Here is a 24,046-nt window from a genome sequence, read left to right on the forward strand (position 1 = left end):
CCCTTCTATCCCAATTCCCGGAAATCCCGGGCCATCCGGTCCATGACCGATCGGTAATCGTTCCCAAGACGCTGCGTCAGGTACTCATTTTCCGCGGCCGCCGCCTTGCCCAGGAACCCGGCCACTTCGCGGGCCGTGGAATGGTACCTGTGCCGGATCACCACTTGGTGGTCCACCACGCAGGAAAAACCGAACTCTTCCGTCCGGCTCGAAAACCATACGTCCACGCCATAGCCGTAAGGGTTGCCTTCATGGTCGAGCCCCCCGGCCCTGCGCCAGAACTCAAGGCTGACCAGGGGCGCGATTCCGTCCACATAGCGCGTCTGGCGGAACTGGCCGCCGCGCAGTTCGACCATCTGCGGGTGGTAAGGGTTGCTCGTCACGGCCGGAGAATAGACTCCGACCGGACCGAGCAACCGCTCCGCCCTGGCCAGACGTTCGCGCACCCTCCCGATGACCGGAGGTCTGGTCATGAACTCCAGGTCATTGTTCAGAAACCAGACATGCGTCGCACCTCTCGCCGCGAGAGTTTCAACGGCTGACTCGAACGCCCCGGCCCAATAGAGGTTGCGATCGGAGCGAATCCAGGATTGATGGTACGGCTGCGCGGCACTGTTGTCGAAAACCAGAATCCTGTCCCGCTCCCCGGGATCGCTTGCGAGCAACTGGCGATGCAGGCGCATGGTCAGTTCCACCGCCCCGTAGTGCAATATGACGGTAAAGAGGTTCATGCGGGCGTCCCGAACATGACCTGCATGTGTTTGCAGATGCTCGCCACGCGATGGGCGTAGGAGTGTTCCCCCTCGATCCGCCTCCTGGCACTGGCGACAATACGCATCCTGGCGGCCGGATTACCGAGGTAATGCCGCACGAGATCGCCGATTTCCTCGGGCGAATCATAGCAGACGACCTCCGTCCCCTCCTCGAAGGCCGCCGACATCTGGTCACGCCTGTCGGTCAGCAGAAAGCCGCCGCTGGCCGGCACGTCAAACACGCGCTGATTGAAGGCGCCCTTCATCTGCATGCTGGTCGTGTTGAAATTGATTCGGGTCTGCCGATAGAAAACTGGCAGGTCGGCATAGTAGTTCAATGGTCCGCCATGCGTCCACGTCCCGGGTCCGAGCAGTTCCGGCCACCGGGCGTCCCCCGCCACAACGGGGGCAAAGGGGAGCAGTTCGCGCACGCAGCGGGTCCGGTAGTGCTGGGTGGAACGCCAGTACAGGTACGCATCCAGAGCCGTCGCCTCTTCGCCATCCAGGGCAAGCCGGCGCTCCCATGCTTCCGGCCATTCCTGCCGCAGATACTCCCCGACATCCCTCAGTTCGCTGGCGGCAAAGCCCACGGATAGCGAATCCCAGAAAACCCGCTCGTCCTCAGGGCTTCCGGACGCATTCCAACTCCTCTCCGCGGCGGCCTGCATGGAGTTGCCCACGAATGCCACGTCGCGCTCATGCCGCGCCTGCGGCAGGAATTCGATGCGGGACAGATCCGCGCCCAAAGGCAGGTGGAATACGCGTCCTCCGGCCATGGCCTCAAGCCCGGACACGGCGTCGGCATCCCATACCGCGTAGGCCAGATACGGGTTCTCCAGGTTATCGTACGCAGGCAGAAAAAGCTCGGGCCGATCCACGAACCAGCTGAGCAGCGGCATCTGAATGTGCCGGCAGATGCCGCTGACAAGCCCCTCCCGGTCCAGGCCCGAATGGTTGATGGTCAGCAGGAAATCCGGTCGCAGCGCGTTTATGGCCGTCAGGAAGCGCGTTTCCAGTTCGGCGGCCGACGAGACATCGCCCAGAAAAAGGCCGGCGTGTTCGATGCCGATGACGCGGCAGCCTGCAGCCAGTTCGGCCAGGAGGTGCTGCCGCGCGGACAGCAGCAAAATCCTGGGCAGCCTACGCAGTCCATGATTCATGGCCGATCAGCCCTCAGCGTACGTTGCGTTCCCAGCACCGTCAGGATTTCCGCCGCTTGCGCACTGGTATTGTACGCCGCGACGCTCACGTCGCCGTTCTGCGTCACGGAGAGCGCAGCATCGTCGAAAAGGATCGTCGCCAACGCCCTCTCCAGCCCCAAGGCCGCGCCCAGCACATCCCCGTCCGCCGCCCACCAGCCGTTGCCGCCCCAAGGCACATCCCTGAGCGCATAGCCCTGCGGCGCAAAGCTTACGCCTGCCACCTGCCGCATGTAGTCCCACCCACCGAAGCCGGTGAAACCTGCGCACAGGCAGCCGCAAGCCATAGCCTCCAGCGGGGGCAGGGCGAAGCCTTCGGGGAAACCCGTGGCGAGAAAAACGTGACAGAAACGCAAGGCCTCGGCCACGCCGCGACGGTCCAAGCCGTGAATGGGCATCCACTCCACGGCGGCGTCCGGGTTTCTCTCCTCGAAAATACGCCGGACCTGATCCGCCAGGGCCTTGTTCTTGCGCGGCATGAAACCGACACGCACCGGCCCTTCGGGCTTGGACGCCCCTGGATGGAACACCGCCGTATCGATGATCGGCCGAATGATGCCCGGCCGTCTGCCCAGCACCTGCTCCAGATGCCAGGCCACGGGGTCGGACACGGCCACGAACTCGACCGGCAGGTCGCGCCAGCGCACGCCGGCGTCCAGCCCATGGAAAAGATAGGCCCAGTTCTGGCAGTAGACCACGGTCCGGCAGCGTGCGCGGAATCCGAAAACCAGGGCGTTGGGCCAGCCTTCTGGCACCAGAAAGACATCCGCCGGGATCATGTGGGCCTGTCCTGCACGCATCCACGGGAGGTCAACGAAATCAGGCCCCTCGGGCGCAGCCTCCCAATACAGAACGCCGCCGAGGCGCCCCATGGCCAGCAACTGCCGGGCGATCTGCAGGAGCACCATGCACCCGCCGGACATGGTCTTGAGGGGTGGATAGAAGATCCACACCCTCATGGCACATACCTCGTAACGACGAGAGACCACGGCACACGGCGAAGGAAAAATGACGTCATACCCACGATTCAGCAAAAAAAAGGCCACGCAACAGCATGGCCTCAAAATCCCCCCTACACGGGTCAAGGGGCGAGCCCCTTGCGGGGCGCGGGGCAGAGCCCCGCTCTTCCCCCTCTCCCCTACGCCTTCCCGGTATCCTTGGCCCGAATCTCGGCGCGTTTGATCTTGCCGCTGATGGTCTTGGGCAGTTCCTTCACGTATTCGACGATGCGCGGGTACTTGTAGGGCGCGGTCACTTTCTTGACGTGGTTCTGGAGTTCCTTGGTCAGGGCGTCGGACGGCTCGTAGCCGGCGGCCAGGGTGACGGTGGCCTTGACGGCCTGGCCGCGGTCCTGGTCCGGCACGCCGGTGACGGCGGCTTCGACCACTGCCGGGTGGGTGATGAGGGCGCTTTCGACCTCGAAGGGCCCGATGCGGTAGCCCGAGCTCTTGATGAGATCGTCGATGCGTCCCAGGAACCAGAAGTAGCCGTCCTCGTCCATCCAGGCCTTGTCGCCGGTACGGTAGTAGCCGCCGTACATGACGCTTGCGGTCTTGGCCTCGTCCTGCAGGTAGCAGGAGAAGAGACCCACGGGACGCTTGGGGTCGATGCGGATGCAGATCTCGCCTTCCACACCGGGGGGGCAGGGCTCGTCGTTCTCGTCGAGCAGGCGGATGTCCCAACCCGGGCAGGGCTTGCCGATGGAGCCGGCCTTGGGCTTCATGAAGGGGAAGGTGGCGATCTGCAGGGTGGTCTCGGTCTGGCCGTAGCCTTCATAGATGGGCATGCCGAGCTTCTCGACCCAGGTGGTGAAGACGCTGTCGTTCAGGAGTTCGCCGGCCGTGGTGCAGTGGCGCAGGGCCGAGAGGTCGTAGGCCGTGAGGTCCTCGCGGACGAGGAAGCGGTAGACCGTCGGCGGCGCGCAGAAATTGGTGACCTTGTGGTCGGCGATGATTCTGAGGAGCCTGGCCGGTTCGAACTTGCCGCGGAAATCCCAGACGAAGACCACGCCGCCGGCCAGCCACTGACCGTAGAACTTCCCCCACACGGACTTGGCCCAGCCCGTGTCGGCCAGGGTCAGGTGCAGGTTGCCGGGCTCGATGTCGTGCCAGTAGGAGCCGGTCATGACGTGGCCGAAGGGGTAGTTGAAATTGTGCAGGACCATCTTGGGGTGTCCGGTGGTGCCGGAGGAGAAGAAGATGGTGGCCGGGTCCTCGCCGCAGGCCGCGTCGGCCGGGCGGGGGAAGCTCGGGGAGGCCTTGGCGACGATTTCGGAGAAGCTCTGCCAGTTCCCTTCGGCCTGCTCCAGGCCGGCCATGACCAGCGTGGTCAGGGACGGGCAGTCGGGGTGGGCGGCCTCCACGGTGGCGCGCACGGAGGTGTCGACGATGGCGCCCTTGATGGAGGCGAAATTGACGCGGTAGGTGATGTCCTTGGCCGTCAGCAGGGCCGGGGACGGAACGCCCAGGGCGCCGAGCTTGTGCAGGGCGAGCATGACGGTCCAGAACTCCACGCGGCGGTGCAGGATGATCATGACCTTGTCGCCGCGGCCGATGCCCAGGCTTTTCAGGGCGCCCGCCAGCCGGGAGGACTGCTCAGAAAAATAGCCGAAGGTGTATTCGCGGCGCACGTCGGCGTCGTCGACGTGGACCATGGCCAGACGGTCCGGGTCCTGGGCGGCCGCGGCATCGACCATGTCGAAGGCGAAATTGTATTTTGCGGGGATGTCCAGGGCGAAGGAAGCCTGGAACTCTTCATAGGACGTGGGGCGCAGTTTGGTGTGCATATGTGCTCCGGTGGTATTGGATTCAGGAGTTCGGGACGATGCGGCTCAGGGGACAGGCAAGGGCCTGCCCCCTAGATAATCACGTCCAGAAACTCGGCCGGCTGGCCGTCCAGACCACGCAGGGCATGCGGGGTGCGCGAGGTGAAGTAGAGGCTGTCGCCGGGTTCCATGACATGGACGGCGTCGGCCAGGGTGATTTCGAGCTTGCCCGCCAGCACGTAGATGAATTCCTGCCCGGGATGCTCGTTGAATTTGAGGTCGGACTTTTCCTTGGGCGGGACGGTGACGATGAAGGGCTCCATCTTACGGCCGACGAAGCGGTAGGCGAGGCTCTTGTAGTCGTAGTCCTTGCGGCGCTCCACGCTCATGCCCTTGCCCTTGCGGACCAGGGAGGCGGTGTGCAGGTGCGCCTCCTTGCCGGACATGAGCACGGTCAGATCGACCTGGAAGGCCTGGGCCACGTTGAAGAGGTAGCTGACCGGAATCTCGTGCTCGCCCGATTCGTAGTTGCGGACGTCGGCGGCCGAGGCGCCGACCTGGGCGGCCACCTCCTCCACGGTCATGTCCATGGCGTCACGGAGCCCCCTCAACCGGGGCGCGATATCCTTGTAGGCGGGTTGTTGCGCGTCCATAGCCTGCTCCTTGTGTACGAGTGTGAAAACAGGGCAGAACTACGGTTTTCAGGGCCAAAAAGCAATCGCCAAGCGATAATCGAGTAACGAGAGTTCGCGCGCGATCACACTTCGACCACGGAATTCTCGCAGTTGCCGAACTCGCTGTAGCAATACGTGTCGGCGTTCCAGTCGTTCTCCCAGCGATCGTCGTCGAGCAGGTAGCGAAACTGGTAGGCCGCGCCTATGGGCAGGTCCACCTCAGCCTTGAAGGAGCCGTCCTTAAGCCGCTTCATGGGCGTGGCGTGCATGGACCAGTCATTGAATTCCCCCACCAGGAAGGCGGTCTTGGCCTCGCCGGCCGCCTGCGGCGGGATGCGGAATGTCGTCCGGCATACGTTCTTGGTCTTCAGAAACTTCTTCTCGATGCTCATCGTATCCTCCACTGTGATGCGAGGTCCCCGTGCAGGGACGCGTAGACATCCATATACTTTCGTGCCGATTGTTCCCAGGAAAAATGCGTCTGCATGGCGTTGACCTGGATCCGCCGCCAGGCGGCCCGGTCCTCCCAGACGCGCACGGCCTCCCGCACCGCCGCGAGCAGGGCCGCGGGCGAAGGGCTGTCGAAAATGAAACCGTTGGCGCCATCGGCCGGATAGGGAACGATGGTGTCGCGCAGGCCGCCGACGGCCGTGGCCACGGGCGGGGTGCCGTAGCTCAGGCTGTACATCTGGGTCAGGCCGCAGGGCTCGTAGCGCGACGGCATGAGAAAGATGTCCGAGCCGGCCTGAATGACGTGGGACAGTTCCTCGGTATAGCCGATGATGGCCGAGACCCGCGTCGGGTAGTCCTCCATGATGCTCATGAGGCGCGCCTCGTACTCGGCCTTGCCCTCGCCCAAAACCACGAGCCCCACGTTGAGCTTCATGAGCTCCGGGACGATGTCGAGGACGATGTCGATGCCCTTCTGCCCGCGGAGCCGGCCGATGAAGCCGAGCACGGGGCGATGTTCGAGCCCCGGCGAAAGACCGAGCATATCGAGCAGATAGGCCTTGCAGTCCTGTTTGCCGTCCGGATTGAGGGCCGAATAGGTGCACTCCAGGACCGGGTCGTTCTCGGGGCTCCAGATCGAATAGTCCGCACCGTTCAGGATGCCGACGAGGTCTGCGCTGCGGCGCGAGAGGATGCCCTCCAGGCCGCACCCGAACTCCGGGGTCATGATCTCGCGGGCGTAGCTGGGGCTGACCGTGGTGATCTTGTCGGCGTAGGCGATGCCGGCCTTGAGCAGGTTGAAACTGTTGTAGAACTCCACCCCCTCCATGTTCCAGGCTTCCAGAGGCAGGCCCGACTGCTCGAACAGACGGTAGGAGAAGCGACCCTGAAAGGCCTGGTTGTGGATGGACATGACCGTGCGCACCCCAGCCCAGAAGGGGTCGCTGCGGCGCCAGAAAGCGATGTACGCCGCGGCCAGGGCGGCGTGCCAGTCCTGGGCGTGGACGATGCGCGCGTGCATGTCCAGGTGCCGGATGGCGCTCAGGGCGGCGCGGCAGAAAAAGATGAAGCGCTCGCAGTTGTCGAAGTAGTCGCCCTTTTCGGTGCAGTAGTAGTTGCGGCGGTCGAAATATTCGCCGCGTTCGACGAAATAGACGGGCAGGCCGTGGTAGTCGGCCTGATAGATGTCCGCCGTGGTGTCCGGCCACGGGTAGCCCACCGGGCAGTTCTCGTGGACCAGATGCACTGGGTAGTGACCCGTGGACAAGCGGCCGTAGAAAGGCGTGATGACGGCGACGCGCACGCCCAGACGCGAGAGGGTCAGGGGCAGGATGCCCATGACGTCGGCCAGTCCTCCGGATTTGGAGAAGGGATAGATTTCCGACGTCAGGAAGACGATATCATGTGGTGGCGTGATCATGAATTGGCTGCGAGCCTCCTGGCAAAGTCGTCGACGATCCGGCGGTGGTCGAAGGCCATGTCGGGCAGCCCGTCCAGGGGGAAGAATCGCGCGTTCCCGGCGTCGTCGCCGGCCTGCGGAGCCTGGTCCCCGTCGGCCACGGCGATGAAGGCCACGCTCAGCGTATGAAAGCGCGGATCGCGGTCGGGGTCGGAATAGACGCCCAGCAAGCCGGTGAGGCGCACCGTGAGGCCGGTTTCCTCCAAGGCCTCGCGGATCGCGGCCTGCTCAGCGCTCTCGCCGTAGTCGATGAACCCGCCGGGCAGGGCCCAGCCGTGGGGCGGGTTGCGGCGTTCGATGAGCAACACCCCCTGGCCTTCGCGGTAGAGCACGATGTCCACCGTGGGGAAGGGATTTCTCGGCACGGCAGGTGCGCCGCACTGCGCGCAGGGCACTGTGAAGAGCGGCGCTACGGCCCGCCCGGGCGATTTCCGGTTCTGATCCTGTTTCATGCTGACTCATGGTTAGCACCATTTTTTCAAGACTTGAAGCGGGAAAGTTGCGTGCGCGGAATCGTAACACAATGTCGCGGAAAGGGCGCCGTGCCCGGAGAATGCGCGTACGGGGTCGTGAGGTGCGCGGCCTGAGTACGGGAGGCCAATGCAGGGGGCTCAAACAAAACCGGCCCCCGGACCTTGCGGTGCGGGAGCCGGTTTTGGCAAAAAGAGGAAGTTATGAAGGTATTAGCAAAGGGCGGGCCAAAACGGCCACAACGTCTAAAATAAAAAAATTACATTCTAATCTACTGAAATATATAGATGCGTACCTTGCGTGCCCAAAGCCCTTTCCGACAAAACAAATTCAAATTTTTTAACCAACATTTCCTCAACCCCCGTGGGCCGCCAACGACAATTCAAGAATTTTTACTCTGCAAGCACATCGAATCCGGCTTTACCGATGCTTGAAGCCGACACAGCGCCCTCGCGCAGGATGCGGACCGCATGCCCGCCGACGACTTCGGCCAGCGTCGAGGGCAGGCCCCCGGCGGGCCAGGGCGTCGCGTCCATCACCAGGGCCCCGGATGCGCGCAGGAGCTCGGGATCGAGATCCCCGGGACGGCAGGTCGGGGGACGGCCGCTCATATTGGCGCTGGAAGAGATGAGCGGAGCTCCGGCTTCGAGACACAGGCGCGCGGCCACGGGATGCGGACTCATACGCACGGCGGACCGGCCATGCCGATCACGGGCCAGGGGACTGACCGCAGCGTCGACCGGAACGACGATGGACAGGGAACCGGGCCAGAACGCATGGGCCAGTTCGAGTAACGCCCCGTTCAAGCGCAGGTAGCGCGCGGCCATGTCCCAGCCCGAAATGATGATGGGCAGCGGCTTGCCGTCAGGCCGGCCCTTGGCGGCCGTGACGCGCTCGACGGATGCGTGCAGGGTGGCCAGGCAGCCCAGCGCGTAGAATGTCTCGGTCGGGTAGACCACCAGCCCCCCGCCGAGTAGCGTACGGACTTCGCGCTCCCACATCAGGGCCACGGGAACCCCGCCGCAGCGCGCATTGACCGCAGTCCCGCACGGCTGGTAGGGGACAGGAGACACAGCGGATGGCCGCCCCCGGCAAACCTTGCCCACACGGACAAATGAAAAACTTCCGATTCAATATGTTGCGACATAATCCGATCTTGGCAGGGACTTTGCTTCATTGGGTTGAAAAAGGAAGGAGATGGCCATGAAAATCACCTCGGATCAATTGGCTGCCCTGCAGCTCCAACAAAAAAACGCGGCCCGGAACACATCCGGCGAAGGGTTCGCGCAGGCCCTGGCCCAGGAACTCCAGTCGGGCTCCGTCACGGCCGGTACGGGCGCAACGCCGACCGGTCCGATGGTACGGCTCGACCAGGCCCTGCAGGCCGCCATGCTGACCCAACCCACAGAGCAGACGATCATGGACAAGATGAGTTCCCTGCTTTCCAAATGGGAAAATTATTCCCAGATCATCGGCGCGGCGGACGGCGACCTGCGCGAGGGCTACAACCTCCTCGCGGACATTCGTCAGGACATCCGGGATGTCAAATCGGACCTGGCCCACAAACCCGGGCTGGGCCAGAACCTCGAAAGCATGGTCGAAGAACTCGACATCCTGGCCACCACGGAAGAATTCAAATTCAACCGCGGCGACTACCTGAACTGACACCCGGTTCCGAGGCCACTTCTCCCGTTTTTTGCGGCGCTTCGCCAGAGGCGCCGTTTTTCATGCGTGAGCCAGGCCGGAAATGGCGGCATGAACGCTCTGCACCTTGATCTCCCGGCGCTGCCCCTGAAACAGGAAGACGCGGCTCCAGACCCGGTCGAAACACTTCCAGGCCATCCAGACCGTGCCGACAGGCTTCTCGAGACTGCCGCCGCCGGGTCCGGCGATGCCCGAGATGGCCACGCCCACGGGCACGCGCATGAGATCGCACACACCCAGGACCATGGCCTCGACACACTCCCGGCTGACGGCGCCGTGGCGGACAAGGACCTCCTCCGGCACGGCCAGCAGACGCATCTTGATGCGGTTGTCGTAGGCCACCACGCCGCCTTCGAACCAGTCCGAACTCCCGGCCACGTCCGTCAGGGTGCTGGCCGTCAGACCGCCCGTGCAGGATTCGGCCGTGGCCATGCGGCAGCCGCGGCTCCGCAGAAAATCACCCAGGGACATGACCAACCCTTGCGTATCGGAATCCATACATCTCCTTTCCGCCCGCGGCGTCACACATTCACCGTCCAAAGGAAAACCCCGCGAGAGTTCCACGCAGTCAAAAACCCATCCGGCCGGCGCATCCCTCACGTGTATCTGCGCTTTCCAGGGCAACGCAAGTCTTGAATTCGCCACCGACAGATGACAAGAATACCCATCGCAGCGCACCTTCGCCGAAGACGTTCGCAGCAGCAGTTCCCCCACCTTCAGACAAAGCGGACACCACGTGAACATATCTCCCGCCCTGCCTTGGTCCTCCCGACTCGGATTCTGCGCAATACTGATCCTTTTCGCTCCCGCCGCCGCCCTCGTGTTCGGGATGCAGCCACCGGAGCCCTTCCCGGCCACGCCGGCGGCCATGGCCATCCTGGCCGGAGCCATCGGATTGCTGTCCGCGGCCGGGCTCACGCTGATCACGACCCACCGCCTGCCGAGCCCGCCGGCGGCGCTGTGCGACTTCCTGATCCCGGCCGTACTGGTGCTTGCGATGACTCCCCACGTCACCATCTGGCAGGCTCCGGCGGCCTGGTCCGACCTGCTCAGGCTTGGCCCCCTGTGCGCCGCGTTCTTCGCCCTGGCTCAGATTCTTCTCGTGTCCATCACCCTGGCCCGCAAGGGACGACACCCTTCCATGCTGGCTCAGGCCAGCCTCCTGGCCGTGCCCTTCGTCTTCAACTGGCTCCTGCTCCTGCAATCGCCGCACCTGCTCCAGCAACTGGCAGGCTCGCTGCCAGCAGTCAACGCACTGCCCCCCCGGGCCATGGAACTCGGCGGGCGGGTCATCGTCCTGGCCGTGTTCAACACCTTCTCGGCCGTCATCCTCAACGCCCTGTGCATCGGCGGCCTGCTGCGCGAGCCGAAGACCTTCGTCCTGCTGGCCGGCAGCGCCGCCCTGGCCGGCCTGAGCCCCCTGGCCGCCGACCTGGGCTCGTCCCAGGCGGCCGCGTCCCTGCCGCTCGGTCTGTCGGTCCTGGCCGCCATCGCCGCCGTGGCCGTGGCCCAGGCCGGGCTGTGGAGCCAGACCTTTCTCATGACCGGCCTGCTCATGGACGCCTTGAAGGGCCGGCGACCCGCCGGGTACTGGGGGGCGCACCACTTCCGGGAGGGCCTGGGCAAGGGCGCGGTCTACAGCGCCCTGTTCCTGGGGCTCTTGTTCCTGGTCCAGGCCATGGCCGACTCGTCCCTGCTGGAGGCGGCCAGACTGACCATCCCCCTGGCCACGCATCTGGCCGTGGGCGCCGCGCTCATGCCCCTGGCCAAGACCATCCTCGAGACCTTCGACGGCAGCCCGGCCTTCTTCTCCCGCCTCCTGGGCAACGCCTGCCGCCCCCATCTCTACCTGCGCGGGGCGCTGCTGGGGCTCGGCCTGCATCTCGTCCCGGTTCAGACGCTCATGCGCGAGACACCGGGCACCCGCTTCCTGCTCGGGGCGGGCATGGGGGCCGTGGCCTTTGCCGGAGCCGGCATGCTCATGGACCTGCAGGAAAAGATCCGGGGCAGACGGCAGCACCTGCAGAGCTGGCGCGTCTACCTGAACGGGACGCTGCTGGGCGGCTTCGTGGGCGGGGCCATCGCCTGGTACGTGGACCCCAGCCAATCCGCTGTGGTGCTGAACAAATTCCGCATGTACGTCACCCTGCACGTCCAGAACCCGCAGGACTACGTCATCTACCCGCTGTTCAGCAAATGGGGCGCCATGAATCTCGGCCCCCAGACCGGCAGCGCACGGCTGCTCTTCAACGAGTCCGTGTCGGGCGTCATCAACTGGTCCCTGGCCGCCCCGCTCTTCAGCGTCAATTTCTTCTTCCTGACGGCCCTCTTCGCCCGCAGCTGGGCGCCGGTGCGCCTCATGGCCAGCCGCCAGGGCGTCGTCGCCATCGCCGAACAAACCGTGCGCGTGCTGCGCTGGGGCCTGTGGATGGCGCCGGTCATCTACTCCCTGCTGCGCATCTCGCCCGACCCCACCTGGTACAACCAGGACGGAGCCTTCCGCACCCTGGCCGCCATCTGGCAGAGCATCGTCCTCACGCCCGAGGCCTTCCGGGGCTGGAGCATCGAGACGTTCCTGCACCTCCTGGCCTACGACTGGGTACGCATCCTCATCTGGTTCGACCACATGGGCCTGCGCGTGGCCACGCTCGTCAACCTGTCCTTTGTCGGCGGCGACGCCCTGGACGAACTGCTGGCCCGTTTCCAGGGACACGCCGGCCGCACGCGCTGCATCCCCGAGGCCCTGCGCCGCTTCGCCACCTGGGCCCCGCTGCTCATCCCCTTCTTCCTGCCCATGGGCGCGGACTGGGCCCATGTCTGGGACGGCGCCGAAGCCATCCAGAAAACGGGCCAGGGCCAGGCCTCGCCCCTGGCCGCGCTCATCGCCGTCTTCGCCGTCACCGCTTTCGCGGTCAGCATCGTCAGGGTACGCCACCGCAAGCAGCCGACCGGCGACATGTGCGTTGCCTGCGGCCTGCAACGGCCAGGCTTCCGACCTGCGGACGAGATCACCCTGTGCAACGGCGTGTACACGGCGGTCTTCACCCAGGACGGCCGGGGGTACAGCCGCGTCTTCAGCTCCGTCAGGCACGGCGCGGAGTACGATCTGACCAACCGCCCCACGTCCCGCGCCCACAACGCCGGCAAATTCCTCTACCTGCAGGAGGAAGGCCGGGAGCCGTGGACCCTTGGCTTCCGCCCCATCACGCGCGACGACGCCCAGACCACCGTCGAGCGCACCTCGCCCCTCTCGGTCAGCCTGAGCTGCAGGTGCCAGGACATCGAGGCCGAAGCCGACGTGAACGTCCCGGCGGACCTGAACGCCGAGATCTGGAGCATCCGCCTGACGAACACGGGGACGGAGGTCCGGCGGATCGATCTGGTTTCCTACCGGGAAATCTGCCTCAACGACCCCAACCCACAGCTGCGCCACCCCTTCTACAACAGGCAGCACATCGCGACCTGGTTCGTGCCGGGGCTTGGGGCCGTCTTCGCCCGCAACCGGATGATCAAGACCTCCGGTTCCTCCTCCGGCGGCCCGCGGCCTTCGCCCGAAGTCTACTTCCATGCGGCGCAGGTCACCGATTCCCGGGTTTCGCTGCGCGGCTACCAGGACAGCCGCATGGCATTTGTCGGCGACAGGACCCTGCGCGACCCCGACGGATTGAACCGTCCGCCGCTGCAGGCCGACGACACGGGCCTGCACTACACCTTCGACCCCATCGCGAGCCTTTTCCTGCGCTTCGAACTCGAACCCGGCGAAACGGTCGAGGCGGTATTCGTGGACGGGTACGCCGCGTCGGCGGAGGAAGGGGAACAGATGCTGCGCCGAATCCTGAACCCGGCCGGCGAAGCCCGGCCCCATCCGCTCAAGCCCGACTGCAAACCCCGGGCAATCCGGGAGCCCTCGGTCGAGGAGATGCTCCACCCCGCGCCGGAGAGCGCCTACAGCTTCTCGGAGGACGGAGAGGAGCTTCATTTGGGATGGAAGACCCCGCGCCGCTGGGCCCACCTCATGGTCAACGAACTGGGGTACGGGACGCTGGTGACCAACGACGGAGCGTTCACCTCCTTCATGGGCAACTCGCAGCAGAACGCCCTGACCCCATTCGCCCCGGACTCCATGACCACCCAGGACCCCGGACAGGTCCTTTTCCTGCGCGACACGGCCACGGGCGACATCACCTCGCCGACATACATCCCCTTCCGGGAGAGGAGGGCTGAACTGAACGTGACCTTCGGCCTGGGATACTGCGTCTTCCGCAAGTCCATGGGCCCCGTCACAACGGAACTGACGTCCTTCGTGCTCCACGACCAGCCCATGGAGGCCCGACTCCTGCGCATCGTCAACTCCGGACAGAGCGCGGTGACCTACGACGTGACCTTCTTCGCGCAGATCATCCTGGCCGACGTGGCCATCGACTCCCTCGGCCAGATCGTCACAGAGGAGGACCGCGAGGGCGGCGTCATCTTCTTCAGCCGCCCGGAGAACAGATTCCAGCGCGGTTGGGCCTTCGTGTCGTCAAGCCTGCCGTGCACGGCCATGGAGACCAGTCTGAACCGGTTCATGGGCGCGGGACGGACCATTTTCGCGCCATGGATGGTCGAAACGGGCGAGCCCGACCTGGAGCAGGATGACGACGGGTACCGCGTGGCCGCGATTTCCGGCCGTCTGACCGTCCCGGCAGGCGGGGAAGCGCACATGCACGTGCTCATCGGCCAGGCCCCTGAACAGGGGGATTGCCGCCGGATGATGGCGTCCATGCGCCGCGGCGACGACGTGCTGGCCGCGCTGCGGCGGACGAAAGCCATGTGGCGGGAAACGCTCGGGACGATCAGGGTCGAAACGAGCAGCCCGGCCTTCGACCGGCTGGTCAACACCTGGCTCCCCTACCAGGCCCTCACGGCCCGCCTCTGGGGGCGACTGGGCCCGCATCAGCGCAGTGGCGCCTACGGCTTCCGGGACCAGTTGCAGGACGTCCTGCCCCTGACCATGCTGCGCCCCCGCCTGGCCCGGGCCCAGATTCTGCTGCACGCGCGCCAGCAGTTCCTGCGCGGCGACGTGCTGCAGTGGTGGCACCAGACCTGGGACGGCCGCACGGGCCTGGGCATCCGCAACCGGGCCTCGGACCCGCACTTGTGGTTGGCCTACATGACGTGCCGCTACGTGGAGGTCACGGGCGACCGCGCCATCCTGTCCGAACCGATCCCGTTCATCGAAGGCCCGTCCATCCCGCGCGGCCAGGAGGGCATCGCCTTTGTGCCGCGCCCGTCACGTGATCAGGGCACCCTGCTCGACCACTGCGTGCGCGGCATCGACCTGACCCTCTCGCACCTGGGCGCCAACGGCCTGCCCCTCATGGGCGCCCACGACTGGAACGACGGCCTCTCGGCCGTGGGCCCCCACGGCAAGGGCACGAGCGTCTGGCTCGGCTTTTTTCTGCACGACGTGCTGCGGACCATCACCCCGCTGGTGGAGGAGCGCTACGGCAAAGCCAAGTCCGAAGGGTATCGCTTCCAGGCCGCCAGATTGCGCGAGGCCCTGGACAGGATGTGGCAAGACGACCACTTCGTGCGGGCCGTTTCCGATTCCGGCGAGGTCCTGGACTACGCCGACGCCCTGTGCTCCTCCTGGCCCCTGCTGTCAGGGGCCACGGACCCGATCAAGGGCGAGGCGGCCCTGCGCTCGGGCCTGAAACATCTGGAGAAGGAGAACATGGTGCTACTTCTGACCCCGTTCTTCGATGAAGACTCCAAGCCCTACCCCGGCCGCATCGCCGACTACCCTCCGGGGGTGCGCGAAAACGGCGCCCAGTATTCCCACGGCGCATCCTGGCTGGTGGACGCTCTGACCATCCTGGCTCGGCGGGCGTCGGAGGCAGGGGACGCACAGGCGGCAGCCCGCTGGCGCCGCGACGCCCTGCGGGTCTGGCTGAAGATATCGCCCCTGGCCCATGCCCGTGCTGAGGAGCTGCAGACCTACGGCCTGCCGCCCCACCAGCAGCCGGCCGACATCTTCCACGGCCCGGGCTTCGAGGGCCGCGGCGGGTGGAGCTGGTACACGGGCGCAGCCGCGCGGATGCTGTGGGCCGCTTATGGGCTCCTGGGCATCGGTACGCAGGACGGCAAGCCGCATCTGGACGCCACGATGCTCGAAGCCGACGGCGTCTTGGACGTGCGCAGGGTGTGGATGAACGGCAAGGAAGTCTTTACCGGAGGAAAGAAGCATGGCTGAGACCGGCACCGTCCCGAACACAGTGCGCCCAGGCCGCTACCGCCACTTCAAGGGCGGCGAGTACGAGGTCCTGGGCGTGGCCCGGCACAGCGAGGGCCTCGAAGACATGGTCGTCTACCGCCCCCTCTACAACGACACGGGCCTGTGGGTCAGGCCCGTGTCCATGTTCCTGGAAAACGCAGAGCGCGAAGGGCGGCTGGTGCCGCGCTTCGCGCTCATCACTGAAGACTGACCTGATCACCGATCACCTTCCGGGCCGCCCATGACCCGAAATTCTCCCCCGCCCCCCTGAACGGGGTGCAGGGGACGAGTCCCCTGCACCCCGGAGGCATCTTCATCCTCTAATCCTTCTTCCGCACCAACCTCGGCTTGCTCCCGTCCTGGGGCCCGATGACGCCGTCCATTTCCATCTGTTCGATGAAGCGGGCGGCGCGGTTGAAGCCGATGCGCAGGCGGCGCTGGATCATGGAGATGGAGGCGCGGCCCTGTTCGGTGACGAACTCGATGGCCTCGGAGTACTTCGGGTCGTCGAGGACGTCGCTGGCCCCGCCGCTGCCTTCGCCGCCGTTCTCCCCGCCCGTGTTCCAGTCGGCGAAATCCAGCTCGAAGCGCTGGGGGCGCTGCTTTTCCCAGTACTTCACGACGCGGGCGATCTCGTCGTCGCCGACGAAGGCGCCGTGCACGCGCTGGATGTTGCCGCCGCTCTGCTTGAAGAGCATGTCGCCGTGGCCCAGGAGGTATTCGGCCCCGACCCCGTCGAGGATGGTGCGGGAGTCGTGCTTGGAGCTGACCTGGAAGGCGATGCGCGACGGGAAGTTGGCCTTGATGATACCCGTGACGACGTCGACGGAGGGGCGCTGGGTGGCCAGGATGAGATGGATGCCCGAGGCGCGGGCCAACTGGGCCAGGCGCACGATGCTGCCCTCGACTTCCTTGGCCGCGGTCATCATCATGTCGGCCAGTTCGTCGACGACGATGACGAGGTAGGGGAAGGGCTTGAGGTCCCGCATGTCTTCGGGGATGTCGTCGCCCATCTCGGAGAGCTTCTGGTTGTAGGTCGTGATGTGGCGCACGCCGGTGCGGGCCATGGCCTCGTAGCGCTGCTCCATCTCGTACACGGCCCACTCCAGGGCGTTCTTGGCCAGGTGCATGTCCGTGACCACGGGGTGCACGAGGTGCGGCAGGGAGCTGTACACGGCCAGCTCGATGCGCTTGGGGTCAACGAGCAGGAGTTTCACGTGTTCGGGGTCGTTGCGGTAGACGAGGCTCAGAAGCAGGCAGTTCAGGCACACGGACTTGCCCGCACCCGTGGCGCCGGCCACGAGCAGATGCGGCATCCTGGCCAGGTCGGCGATGCGGGGGACGCCCTGGATGTCCTTGCCCAGGGCCAGGGGCAGCTGGGCCTTGGCCTCGGAGAAGGACGGGTCCTCGATGATCTCACGCAGGTAGACGGTCAGGCGCTGCTCGTTCGGGATCTCGATGCCAACGGTGTCGCGGCCGGGCAGAGGCGCGACGATGCGCACGGCGCGGGCCTTGAGGGCCAGGGACAGGTCGTCGCCCATGCCGGCGATGCGGCTGACCTTGATGCCCGGCGCGGGCTTGTATTCGAACATGGTGATGACGGGCCCGGGCTGCACGCCCTGGACTTCGCCCTGGATGCCGAAGTCCGCGAAGCAGGCGGTCAGAGCCTGGGACTGCCGGTCGAGGACGGAAGCGGAGACGGTGATGCGCGAGGCGGGGACCTGGGCCAGAAGATCGATGGGCGGCAGGCTTGCGCCGGATACTGCGGTCCGCGGGGCGGGCGCCGGCTTCGGGGCCTTCTGCGGCGCGGGCGCAGGGGGGGCCATGGGCGCCGGCGAGTCCTTCTGCGGCTTGTCCTCGACCAGGCGGACCTTCGGGGCTCTCGGCTTCGGCCGCTCTTCCTGGCGCACCGCCGGGGCGGCGGTTCCCGACTCCGCGGGCTTGAGCCATGCCCCGACCCTGGACGCGAAGCCCCGGACCACCGCGATCCAGGCCGCAGCCTTGTCCACGGCGACGCGGTACGGCATGCCGACGAGCAGCCGCAGGCCGATCATGGTCAGGCAGGCCGCCACCAGGACAAAGCCGTAGTCGCCGAAGACCCGTTGCAGCAGGGCGTAGAGTGAGCGCCCGACGAAGCCTCCGCCGGCCATGCCCGTGCCGGGCAGTCCCATCCGCAGGACCGCGAAGTGTATCCAGACCGGCAGCAGCACACCAAGCAGGATGCCACCGGTCCAGCGCAGCCAGGACGGCCGGAAACGGGGGAAGAAGAGCATGCCGGCGGCCAGGGCAAAAAAGACCGGCCACAGCCAGGCGGCCGCGCCGCAGAGGTCCACCAGCCCGCCGGCGACGTACGCCCCCAGGGTGCCGACCAGGTTGCGCGTCGTGTGTCCGGCCATGGCCTGATGGTTGAAACTCGCGTCTTCGGGCGAGAAGGAGTACAGGGCCAGCGTGGCCAGCGCCAGGGAGCAGGCGAAGACCAGGGCGCAGATTTCCCGCAGGAGTTTGTTGCCGTCAGTTGTCATGCGAATTTTTCCATACAGGGGGGCGTCGAAAAACAAAAGGCCACAGAGCGCTCTCCATGGCCTTTGGTCCGTTGGTGCTCCGGGAGGTTATTCGCGGCCGAGGTATTCGCCCGTTTCCGTGTTGACCTTGATCTTGGTGCCGATCTCGACGAAGAGCGGCACGTTGACCACCAGGCCCGTTTCGAGCGTCGCCGGCTTGGACGCGCCGGTGACCGTGTCGCCCTTGATGCCGGGGTCGGTTATGGTCACTTCCAGGACGACCGAACCGGACAGTTCGATATCCAGGGGGCGCCCTTCGTACAGCATGACCTTGTAGGCCTGGGCTTCCTTGAGGAAGCCGCCCTTGCCGCCGATGATGCTGTTCGGGATGGAAATCTGCTCGTAGGTGGTCATGTCCATGAAGGCGTAGCCGTCGCCCTCGTTGTAGAGATACTGCATCTCGCGGACTTCCAGGTCGGGCCTGGGAAACTTGATGCCGGAGCGGAAATTCTGCTCGACCACGGCTCCGGTGATCAGGTTGCGGTACTTGGTGCGCATGAACGCCCCGCCCTTGCCCGGCTTGTAGTGATTGCACTCCAGAATCTCGCAGGGAGCACCGTCAATCTCTATCTTTCTGCCTTTCTTGAAATCGCTTGTCGCTAACATGCTTGCCTTGGTTCCTCCATTGATGTGTCCCTTGCCGGTCAGGCTTCAGGGCTGCCCAGACGCTGCCAGAGCGCCTGGACTGCGAGCGCATAGCTCATAATGCCGAAACCGGCAATAGCCCCGATGCAGTGCCTGGCGATGAGGCTCTGGTGGCGGATGGCCGAGGCGCGGGCGTGCACGTTGCTCAGATGCACCTCCACGCAAGGAATCCTGATCCAGGCCAGACAGTCGGCCAGGGCCAGGCTGGTGTGGGTGTACGCCCCGGCATTGAGGACCAAGCCGTGGACGTTGGCTTTCCAGGCCTCTTCGAGACGATCAATGAGGGTGCCCTCGCTGTTCGACTGGAACAGCGTCAGGGTGACATGACGCGCGTTCTCCCCGAGCAGGCGTTGCACCAGTTCGGGGAGAGCGTCCATGCCTTGTGATCCGTAGACCTCGGGCTGACGTTGCCCGAGATACCCGAGATTGGGGCCGTTAACGACGAGGATGTCCATGCCTATTTCGTTTCCGAAGGCTCCTGCACCTTGTCGGAACTCGGCGGCATGACGACCACGGTTTCGGGCTCACCCTCGGCCAGGGTCGAGCCGGGCTCCAGGGCCGCCACATCGACGTTCATGAGAAAAATGCGGTCGCCGGCCTCGATCTCGCGGTTGCTGACGAGGATTTCGAGGGTGCACAGTGTGCCGGTGGTGCCTCCCTGCTCCTTAGGCAGCGCCACGGTGCCCTGCTTGATCTGCTTGATCTCGGCCATGCCGATGACGCGCAGGAAGCTGCTTCCCAATTCCTTGGCCGGCTCGGCGATGACGACATGGCTCGGGACGCTTTCCGGCACGGCCTGGTAGAGCATGGCGTAGGCGATGTCGCTCGATCCGGCGATGAACCGGTCCTCCTCCAGGGTCAGGATCTGCCCCCCGGACGCGAGGTCACCGGCAAACGAGGCAGAGACCATGAACGTCTGCACGGTGTCTCCGGTCTCGGAGTCGCTCTCGGTTGTCAGCATGCCGCTCTCGGTGTACTCGCCGAAGCCCCCGCCCAGAGAAGCCCCGCCGGGGGTGGGGATAAGGAGCAGGTCCTTGTTCAGGATCTTGTTGCAGACCTTGATCAGGCCGGCGGTCCTGGCCTCTTTCCAGATGCCGTCTTCGACATCGGTGAACCTGAGCAGATCGGCCTTGCTGAGCCGCAGTTCGACGCTGGCCTGCTCCTCGACCACCGTGGAGTCGATGTCACTGGGGGTGGAAACCAGCTGCACTTCCTTGGCACACGCAGAGAGCAGGAAAACGGCGCTCAAGAGTACGAGCAACGCACGCATAGTAAGCCTCCAATTAAATATTGATCACCAAGACAATTCTTTCTATCACTGCCTGATCAAAACGCATTTCGTCAAGAACCCTCTTCCCCGGAAATGGTAGTTTCATGCCCAGCACCGTAATTTTGGAAAAGACCGTCTACACCATCGATCAACTCGGCGAGATGCCGCTTCCCCAACTCGCCCTTGCCGGTCGCTCCAATGTCGGCAAATCGTCGCTCCTGAACAAGCTGACCGGGAGAAAAAATCTGGCAAAGACCAGTTCCACACCGGGCAAGACGCGCAGCCTGAACTTCTTCAGGGTCGAGCCCGAAAACTTCTACCTCGTCGATCTCCCCGGCTACGGGTACGCCCGCTGCTCCAAGACAGAACGCGACAAATGGGCGGCGCTCATCACCAGATACCTGCAGAACAACTCGCGCCTTTTCGGCGTCGTCGCACTTCTGGACTCCCGCCTTCCCCCGCAGGCCCTGGACATCGACCTGATCAACTACATCAAATCCCTCGGCATAGAGGTTTTCCCCGTGCTGACCAAGGCCGACAAATGCAAACAGCCTGTCCGAAAATCTAGCCAAGCGGCATGGCAACGTCTTTTAGGTACGCAAAATCCGCCCATGTTGATTTCGAGTCATTCCGGCATGAACATCGACAAGCTCTGGCAGTTTTTTCTGGACCGATTCGCCGCAGTGCACAGCGGTTCATAGCACGGAAGTGCAGATTGAATACGCAATTATTTCCATTTTGAACAGTTTTTTATACCCCTTAATCCTAAAAAAACCTTACGATATCATGCCACTTTATCTTAATAAGCGTGCAGCATGACCGCAGCATGCCGTGTCTTTTCAGAATGAGCGGGCGCACTGTTTCCCCGTATCGCCGAAAAGCCCTGCAACTTCCGTCGCAGACAGCCTGCACGACTGCAGCACCGTGTCGATGACGGTGGCGCAGGCAATCGTCCCGACCCCGAAGGCTGTCCTGCAGTCGAATGCAATGGACATCGGGGGCGGATTGTTGCGGAACGGCCGCCTCGGGGTTTTCGCGGGACCCCGGCGGACGAACAGCTTGACCGATGCGAAGGCCGGAGCATAGGAAGGTCCTCGCATCGCGAAGACACGGCACACCACCCTACAGCCCAGGCAAGGAGAGACTCTCATGGCAGTTTACGTGGCGGAACACCCCCTGATCAGGCACAAACTCGGGCTTATGCGCAAACACGACATCAGCACCAAGAATTTTCGGGAGCTCGCCTCGGAAATCGCCAGACTGCTGACCTACGAAGCCACCAAGGACCTGGAAACGGAAAAGAAGATCACCCAGGGATGGGCCGGCCCGGTGGAGGTCGACGTCATCAAGGGCAAGAAGATCACCGTGGTGCCGATCCTGCGCGCAGGGCTCGGCATGCAGGACGGCGTGCTGGATCTGGTTCCCGGCGCCAAGGTCAGCGTGGTCGGATTTTACCGCAACGAGGAGACCCTGCAGCCCGTTGAGTACTACGTAAAGCTGGCCAAGAACATCAACAAGCGCATGGCCATCATCCTCGACCCCATGCTTGCCACGGGCGGGACCCTCGACGCCACCATCCGCTGTCTGAAGAACGCCGGCTGCACGAGCATCCGGGGCCTGTTCCTGGTGGCCGCACCCGAAGGGCTCAAACGCATCACCGAGGCTCACCCCGACGTGGACATCTACGTCGCGGCCGTGGACGAGCGGCTGAACGAGAACGGCTACATCCTGCCAGGCCTCGGCGACGCCGGGGACAAGATTTTCGGCACGAAATGATGCTCGGGCGAAACGCCCTGACGGATATCGACGCAACGAAAAACGCCCGGTCCAGCCGGGCGTTTCTCATTTTTTCCAAGGCGGAATGAAGCTAGGCCTGTGCGGCGAGCCAGTCCAGGGCGGCTTTCAGGTCGAGGCTGCCGGCGTAGATGGCCTTGCCGGTCACGATTCCGGCCAGCCCCTTCTCGCGCAGGGGGAAGACGGCCTGCACGTCCTGCAGGGTGGAAATGCCGCCGGCGATGAGCACCGGCATCCGCGTCATGCCGAGGAGGGCTTCGAGGGCAGGGATGTTCACCCCGGACTGCATGCCGTCGCGGCTGATGTCGGTGTAGATGAAAAACGACGCGCCCGCGGCCTCCAGTTCCGGGACCACGTCGGCCACGGTCTTGCCCGCGTCCTCGACCCAACCCTTGGTTTTGAGGCACCCGTCGCGGGCGTCGAGGGACACGCCGATCCGGCCGGGGAAGGCCTCACACAGCTCGCGGAACAGGGGCGGGTCCTCAAGGGCTACGGTGCCGATGATGAGGCGCTCCACGCCGGCTTCGAGATACTTCGCCGCGACGTCGACGCTGCGGATGCCGCCGCCGAGCTGCACCGGAACAGACACGCCGGAGCACAGCTCGCGGATCAGGTCCATGTTGCGCGGGACGCCGCTAAAGGCCCCGTCCAGATCGATGACGTGCAGCCACCTGGCCCCGACCGCCACCCACTGGCGGGCCATGGCCGCCGGGTCGTCGGAAAAAACCGTGACCTGATCCTCGACGCCCTGTCGCAGGCGGACGCACTTGCCGTCCTTGATGTCAACTGCCGGAAAGATGTTCATAATCCAAGCGCCTTCGTACCTTCTTCGATTGCTTCCGCCGCGATCTCCAGCGGTGTGACCCAACGTCCCTTGCGCTTCACGAAGCGCCTGCCCTGGAGCAGATTCTCGGCCAGACCCTTCTGCTCCTCCTCGAAATGATACCGTCTCAACTCGCCACTGGCCGTGGCGATCAGGTAGAGGTCCATGGTCAGGCTGGCCGGGCGCGTCACGCCCCACTCGCCGCCCTCACGCTCCTGCCAGCGCGTGACGAACGGCACGAGCAGATAGTCGGCCTTCATGCACGTGCCGACTTCCTTCCAGTACTGGACAGACTCGAACGTGCGACGTTCCTTGCTCGCCGTCACGATCTCCTCGCACTGCCGGACCATGGCCTGGCTCATCACCACGCGCCCGGGGGCCTTCGACAGGGCGGCAAACAGCTGTCCGTCCATGGCGTCCATGGACTCGGGCGCGATGACGGACGGCTCATCGGGCAGAACGCCGGCCATGAGTTCCCAGTCGTTTTCAGGATGGACGAAATGCGCCACCGCTAGGGTTGCGGAAGACGGTACGGCCTGAAACTGCGTCGGCTTAGCGCAGGCGGTGCAGAGTAGCACGAGTGCCACGAGATAGTATTTCATGCGTCAAGACCTCCCTTGGTGCTGAGCACATCCTCACGCTCCAGCCGGACCGCCTGCCGCAGGGCAAGCCCCAGGCCCTTGAAGACCGATTCGAGCAGATGGTGTCCGTTCTGGCCGTAGAACATGCGGACGTGCAGGTTCATGCCCGCCCTGGAGGAGAGTGATTTCAAAAACTCCCTCCACAAATCCTTTTCCTGTCCGGCGATGATGGCGGGCAACACGGCCTCTTCGTACACCAGATATGCGCGGCCGGAAAGGTCGAGACACACTTCAGTCAGCGCCTCGTCCATGGGCACCTTGGCGCACCCGACACGGGCGATGCCCTTGCGGTCCCCCAGGGCAGAGCTGATGGCGCTGCCCAAGCACAGCCCGATGTCCTCCAGGGAATGGTGTGCGTCGATATACATGTCGCCTTCGCAGGAAATGTCGAGATCGAACCCGGCCCAGTGGCCCATCAGATCGAACATGTGGTCCGCAAAGCCGAACCCGGTGGCGATGCGGCATGTACCAGTCCCATCGAGATTCACGGCCACGGAGATCTTCGTCTCGCGGGTTTCACGATCCATTCTTCCAGTACGAACGTTCATGGTGTCTCCTTGTCAAAGCAAACGGGCAGGTCCTG

The 24,046-nt window shown here is 64.6% G+C and carries 22 protein-coding genes; 5 read left to right on the forward strand and 17 right to left on the reverse strand.

The features are described from left to right. Window positions 1-5: 5 nt before the first annotated feature. The 9 genes from G394_RS0103310 to G394_RS0103350 all read right to left on the reverse strand — a co-directional run bounded on the left by G394_RS0103310 (window position 6) and on the right by G394_RS0103350 (window position 8,770). Window positions 6-731: a glycosyltransferase family protein gene (locus tag G394_RS0103310; RefSeq protein ID WP_028576442.1), complete on the reverse strand. Its 726-nt coding sequence runs from the start codon at window positions 729-731 to the stop codon at window positions 6-8. Then, window positions 728-1,912, reverse strand: coding sequence for a CgeB family protein (locus tag G394_RS17785; RefSeq protein ID WP_043774648.1), 1,185 nt, complete (start codon window positions 1,910-1,912; stop codon window positions 728-730). The genes G394_RS0103310 and G394_RS17785 overlap by 4 nt, the downstream gene beginning before the upstream one ends. Next, window positions 1,909-2,910, reverse strand: a complete 1,002-nt coding sequence (locus tag G394_RS0103320) for a glycosyltransferase family protein (protein WP_043774649.1) — start codon at window positions 2,908-2,910, stop codon at window positions 1,909-1,911. Before G394_RS0103320 ends, G394_RS17785 begins: the two co-directional genes overlap by 4 nt. A gap of 179 nt (window positions 2,911-3,089) precedes the next feature. Next, the gene (locus G394_RS0103325) at window positions 3,090-4,736 is read right to left on the reverse strand and encodes an AMP-binding protein (protein WP_028576444.1); all 1,647 of its coding nucleotides are present in this window, start codon (window positions 4,734-4,736) and stop codon (window positions 3,090-3,092) included. A gap of 71 nt (window positions 4,737-4,807) precedes the next feature. After that, complete coding sequence (locus G394_RS0103330) at window positions 4,808-5,368, reverse strand: helix-turn-helix domain-containing protein (protein WP_028576445.1); 561 nt, start codon at window positions 5,366-5,368, stop codon at window positions 4,808-4,810. 104 nt (window positions 5,369-5,472) lie between these two features. After that, window positions 5,473-5,781, reverse strand: coding sequence for an isoamylase early set domain-containing protein (locus G394_RS0103335; protein ID WP_028576446.1), 309 nt, complete (start codon window positions 5,779-5,781; stop codon window positions 5,473-5,475). Continuing rightward, a complete protein-coding gene (gene glgA, locus G394_RS0103340) occupies window positions 5,778-7,259 on the reverse strand; it encodes a glycogen synthase GlgA (protein WP_028576447.1) in 1,482 nt (493 codons plus the stop codon). The genes G394_RS0103335 and glgA overlap by 4 nt, the downstream gene beginning before the upstream one ends. Continuing rightward, window positions 7,256-7,750: an NUDIX domain-containing protein gene (locus tag G394_RS0103345; protein WP_051306915.1), complete on the reverse strand. Its 495-nt coding sequence runs from the start codon at window positions 7,748-7,750 to the stop codon at window positions 7,256-7,258. The genes glgA and G394_RS0103345 overlap by 4 nt, the downstream gene beginning before the upstream one ends. A gap of 411 nt (window positions 7,751-8,161) precedes the next feature. Further along, entirely contained in the window at window positions 8,162-8,770 is a 609-nt protein-coding gene (locus G394_RS0103350; protein ID WP_028576449.1) for an L-threonylcarbamoyladenylate synthase, read from the reverse strand. Window positions 8,771-8,972: 202 nt separating this feature from the next. Between G394_RS0103350 and G394_RS19955 the strand changes: the two genes are divergently transcribed. Next, complete coding sequence (locus tag G394_RS19955) at window positions 8,973-9,434, forward strand: hypothetical protein (RefSeq protein ID WP_156902403.1); 462 nt, start codon at window positions 8,973-8,975, stop codon at window positions 9,432-9,434. A gap of 60 nt (window positions 9,435-9,494) precedes the next feature. Here G394_RS19955 and G394_RS0103360 read toward each other — a convergent pair whose 3' ends face one another. Further along, window positions 9,495-9,971, reverse strand: a complete 477-nt coding sequence (locus G394_RS0103360; protein ID WP_028576450.1) for a CinA family protein — start codon at window positions 9,969-9,971, stop codon at window positions 9,495-9,497. Window positions 9,972-10,209: 238 nt separating this feature from the next. Here G394_RS0103360 and G394_RS17795 point away from each other — a divergent pair, with 238 nt between their 5' ends. Both G394_RS17795 and G394_RS0103370 read left to right on the forward strand, forming a co-directional pair. Further along, window positions 10,210-15,708, forward strand: coding sequence for a GH36-type glycosyl hydrolase domain-containing protein (locus tag G394_RS17795; protein WP_156902405.1), 5,499 nt, complete (start codon window positions 10,210-10,212; stop codon window positions 15,706-15,708). Then, on the forward strand, window positions 15,701-15,940 hold the full coding sequence (locus G394_RS0103370; protein WP_028576451.1) for a DUF1653 domain-containing protein: 240 nt from the start codon (window positions 15,701-15,703) through the stop codon (window positions 15,938-15,940). Before G394_RS17795 ends, G394_RS0103370 begins: the two co-directional genes overlap by 8 nt. A 109-nt stretch (window positions 15,941-16,049) precedes the next feature. Here the strand turns inward: G394_RS0103370 and G394_RS0103375 are convergent, their stop codons facing one another. The 4 genes from G394_RS0103375 to G394_RS0103390 all read right to left on the reverse strand — a co-directional run bounded on the left by G394_RS0103375 (window position 16,050) and on the right by G394_RS0103390 (window position 20,205). Continuing rightward, the gene (locus G394_RS0103375; protein WP_028576452.1) at window positions 16,050-18,251 is read right to left on the reverse strand and encodes a DNA translocase FtsK; all 2,202 of its coding nucleotides are present in this window, start codon (window positions 18,249-18,251) and stop codon (window positions 16,050-16,052) included. 87 nt (window positions 18,252-18,338) lie between these two features. Further along, a complete protein-coding gene (gene efp / locus G394_RS0103380) occupies window positions 18,339-18,896 on the reverse strand; it encodes an elongation factor P (protein WP_028576453.1) in 558 nt (185 codons plus the stop codon). A 38-nt stretch (window positions 18,897-18,934) separates the two neighbouring features. Then, window positions 18,935-19,390 carry a type II 3-dehydroquinate dehydratase gene (locus tag G394_RS0103385; RefSeq protein WP_028576454.1) on the reverse strand — a complete coding sequence of 152 codons (456 nt, stop codon included), beginning with the start codon at window positions 19,388-19,390 and terminating at the stop codon, window positions 18,935-18,937. Window positions 19,391-19,392: 2 nt separating this feature from the next. After that, window positions 19,393-20,205: a hypothetical protein gene (locus G394_RS0103390; protein WP_156902407.1), complete on the reverse strand. Its 813-nt coding sequence runs from the start codon at window positions 20,203-20,205 to the stop codon at window positions 19,393-19,395. A gap of 104 nt (window positions 20,206-20,309) precedes the next feature. Between G394_RS0103390 and yihA the strand changes: the two genes are divergently transcribed. Both yihA and upp read left to right on the forward strand, forming a co-directional pair. After that, window positions 20,310-20,906, forward strand: a complete 597-nt coding sequence (gene yihA, locus G394_RS0103395) for a ribosome biogenesis GTP-binding protein YihA/YsxC (protein WP_028576456.1) — start codon at window positions 20,310-20,312, stop codon at window positions 20,904-20,906. Between the two features lie 448 nt (window positions 20,907-21,354). Further along, a complete protein-coding gene (upp, locus tag G394_RS0103400) occupies window positions 21,355-21,981 on the forward strand; it encodes a uracil phosphoribosyltransferase (RefSeq protein WP_028576457.1) in 627 nt (208 codons plus the stop codon). 91 nt (window positions 21,982-22,072) lie between these two features. On the opposite strand, the gene hisA is transcribed toward upp, so the two are convergent. From hisA to hisB, 3 genes are read right to left on the reverse strand one after another with little or no spacing between them, the layout of a single operon-like run. Beyond that, window positions 22,073-22,804, reverse strand: coding sequence for a 1-(5-phosphoribosyl)-5-[(5-phosphoribosylamino)methylideneamino]imidazole-4-carboxamide isomerase (hisA, locus tag G394_RS0103410; RefSeq protein ID WP_028576458.1), 732 nt, complete (start codon window positions 22,802-22,804; stop codon window positions 22,073-22,075). Then, the gene (locus tag G394_RS0103415; protein WP_028576459.1) at window positions 22,801-23,424 is read right to left on the reverse strand and encodes a hypothetical protein; all 624 of its coding nucleotides are present in this window, start codon (window positions 23,422-23,424) and stop codon (window positions 22,801-22,803) included. The genes hisA and G394_RS0103415 overlap by 4 nt, the downstream gene beginning before the upstream one ends. Next, window positions 23,421-24,011, reverse strand: a complete 591-nt coding sequence (gene hisB / locus G394_RS0103420; protein WP_028576460.1) for an imidazoleglycerol-phosphate dehydratase HisB — start codon at window positions 24,009-24,011, stop codon at window positions 23,421-23,423. The genes G394_RS0103415 and hisB overlap by 4 nt, the downstream gene beginning before the upstream one ends. Window positions 24,012-24,046: the final 35 nt, after the last annotated feature.

Source organism: Desulfomicrobium escambiense DSM 10707, from assembly GCF_000428825.1.
Lineage (GTDB): Bacteria > Desulfobacterota > Desulfovibrionia > Desulfovibrionales > Desulfomicrobiaceae > Desulfomicrobium > Desulfomicrobium escambiense.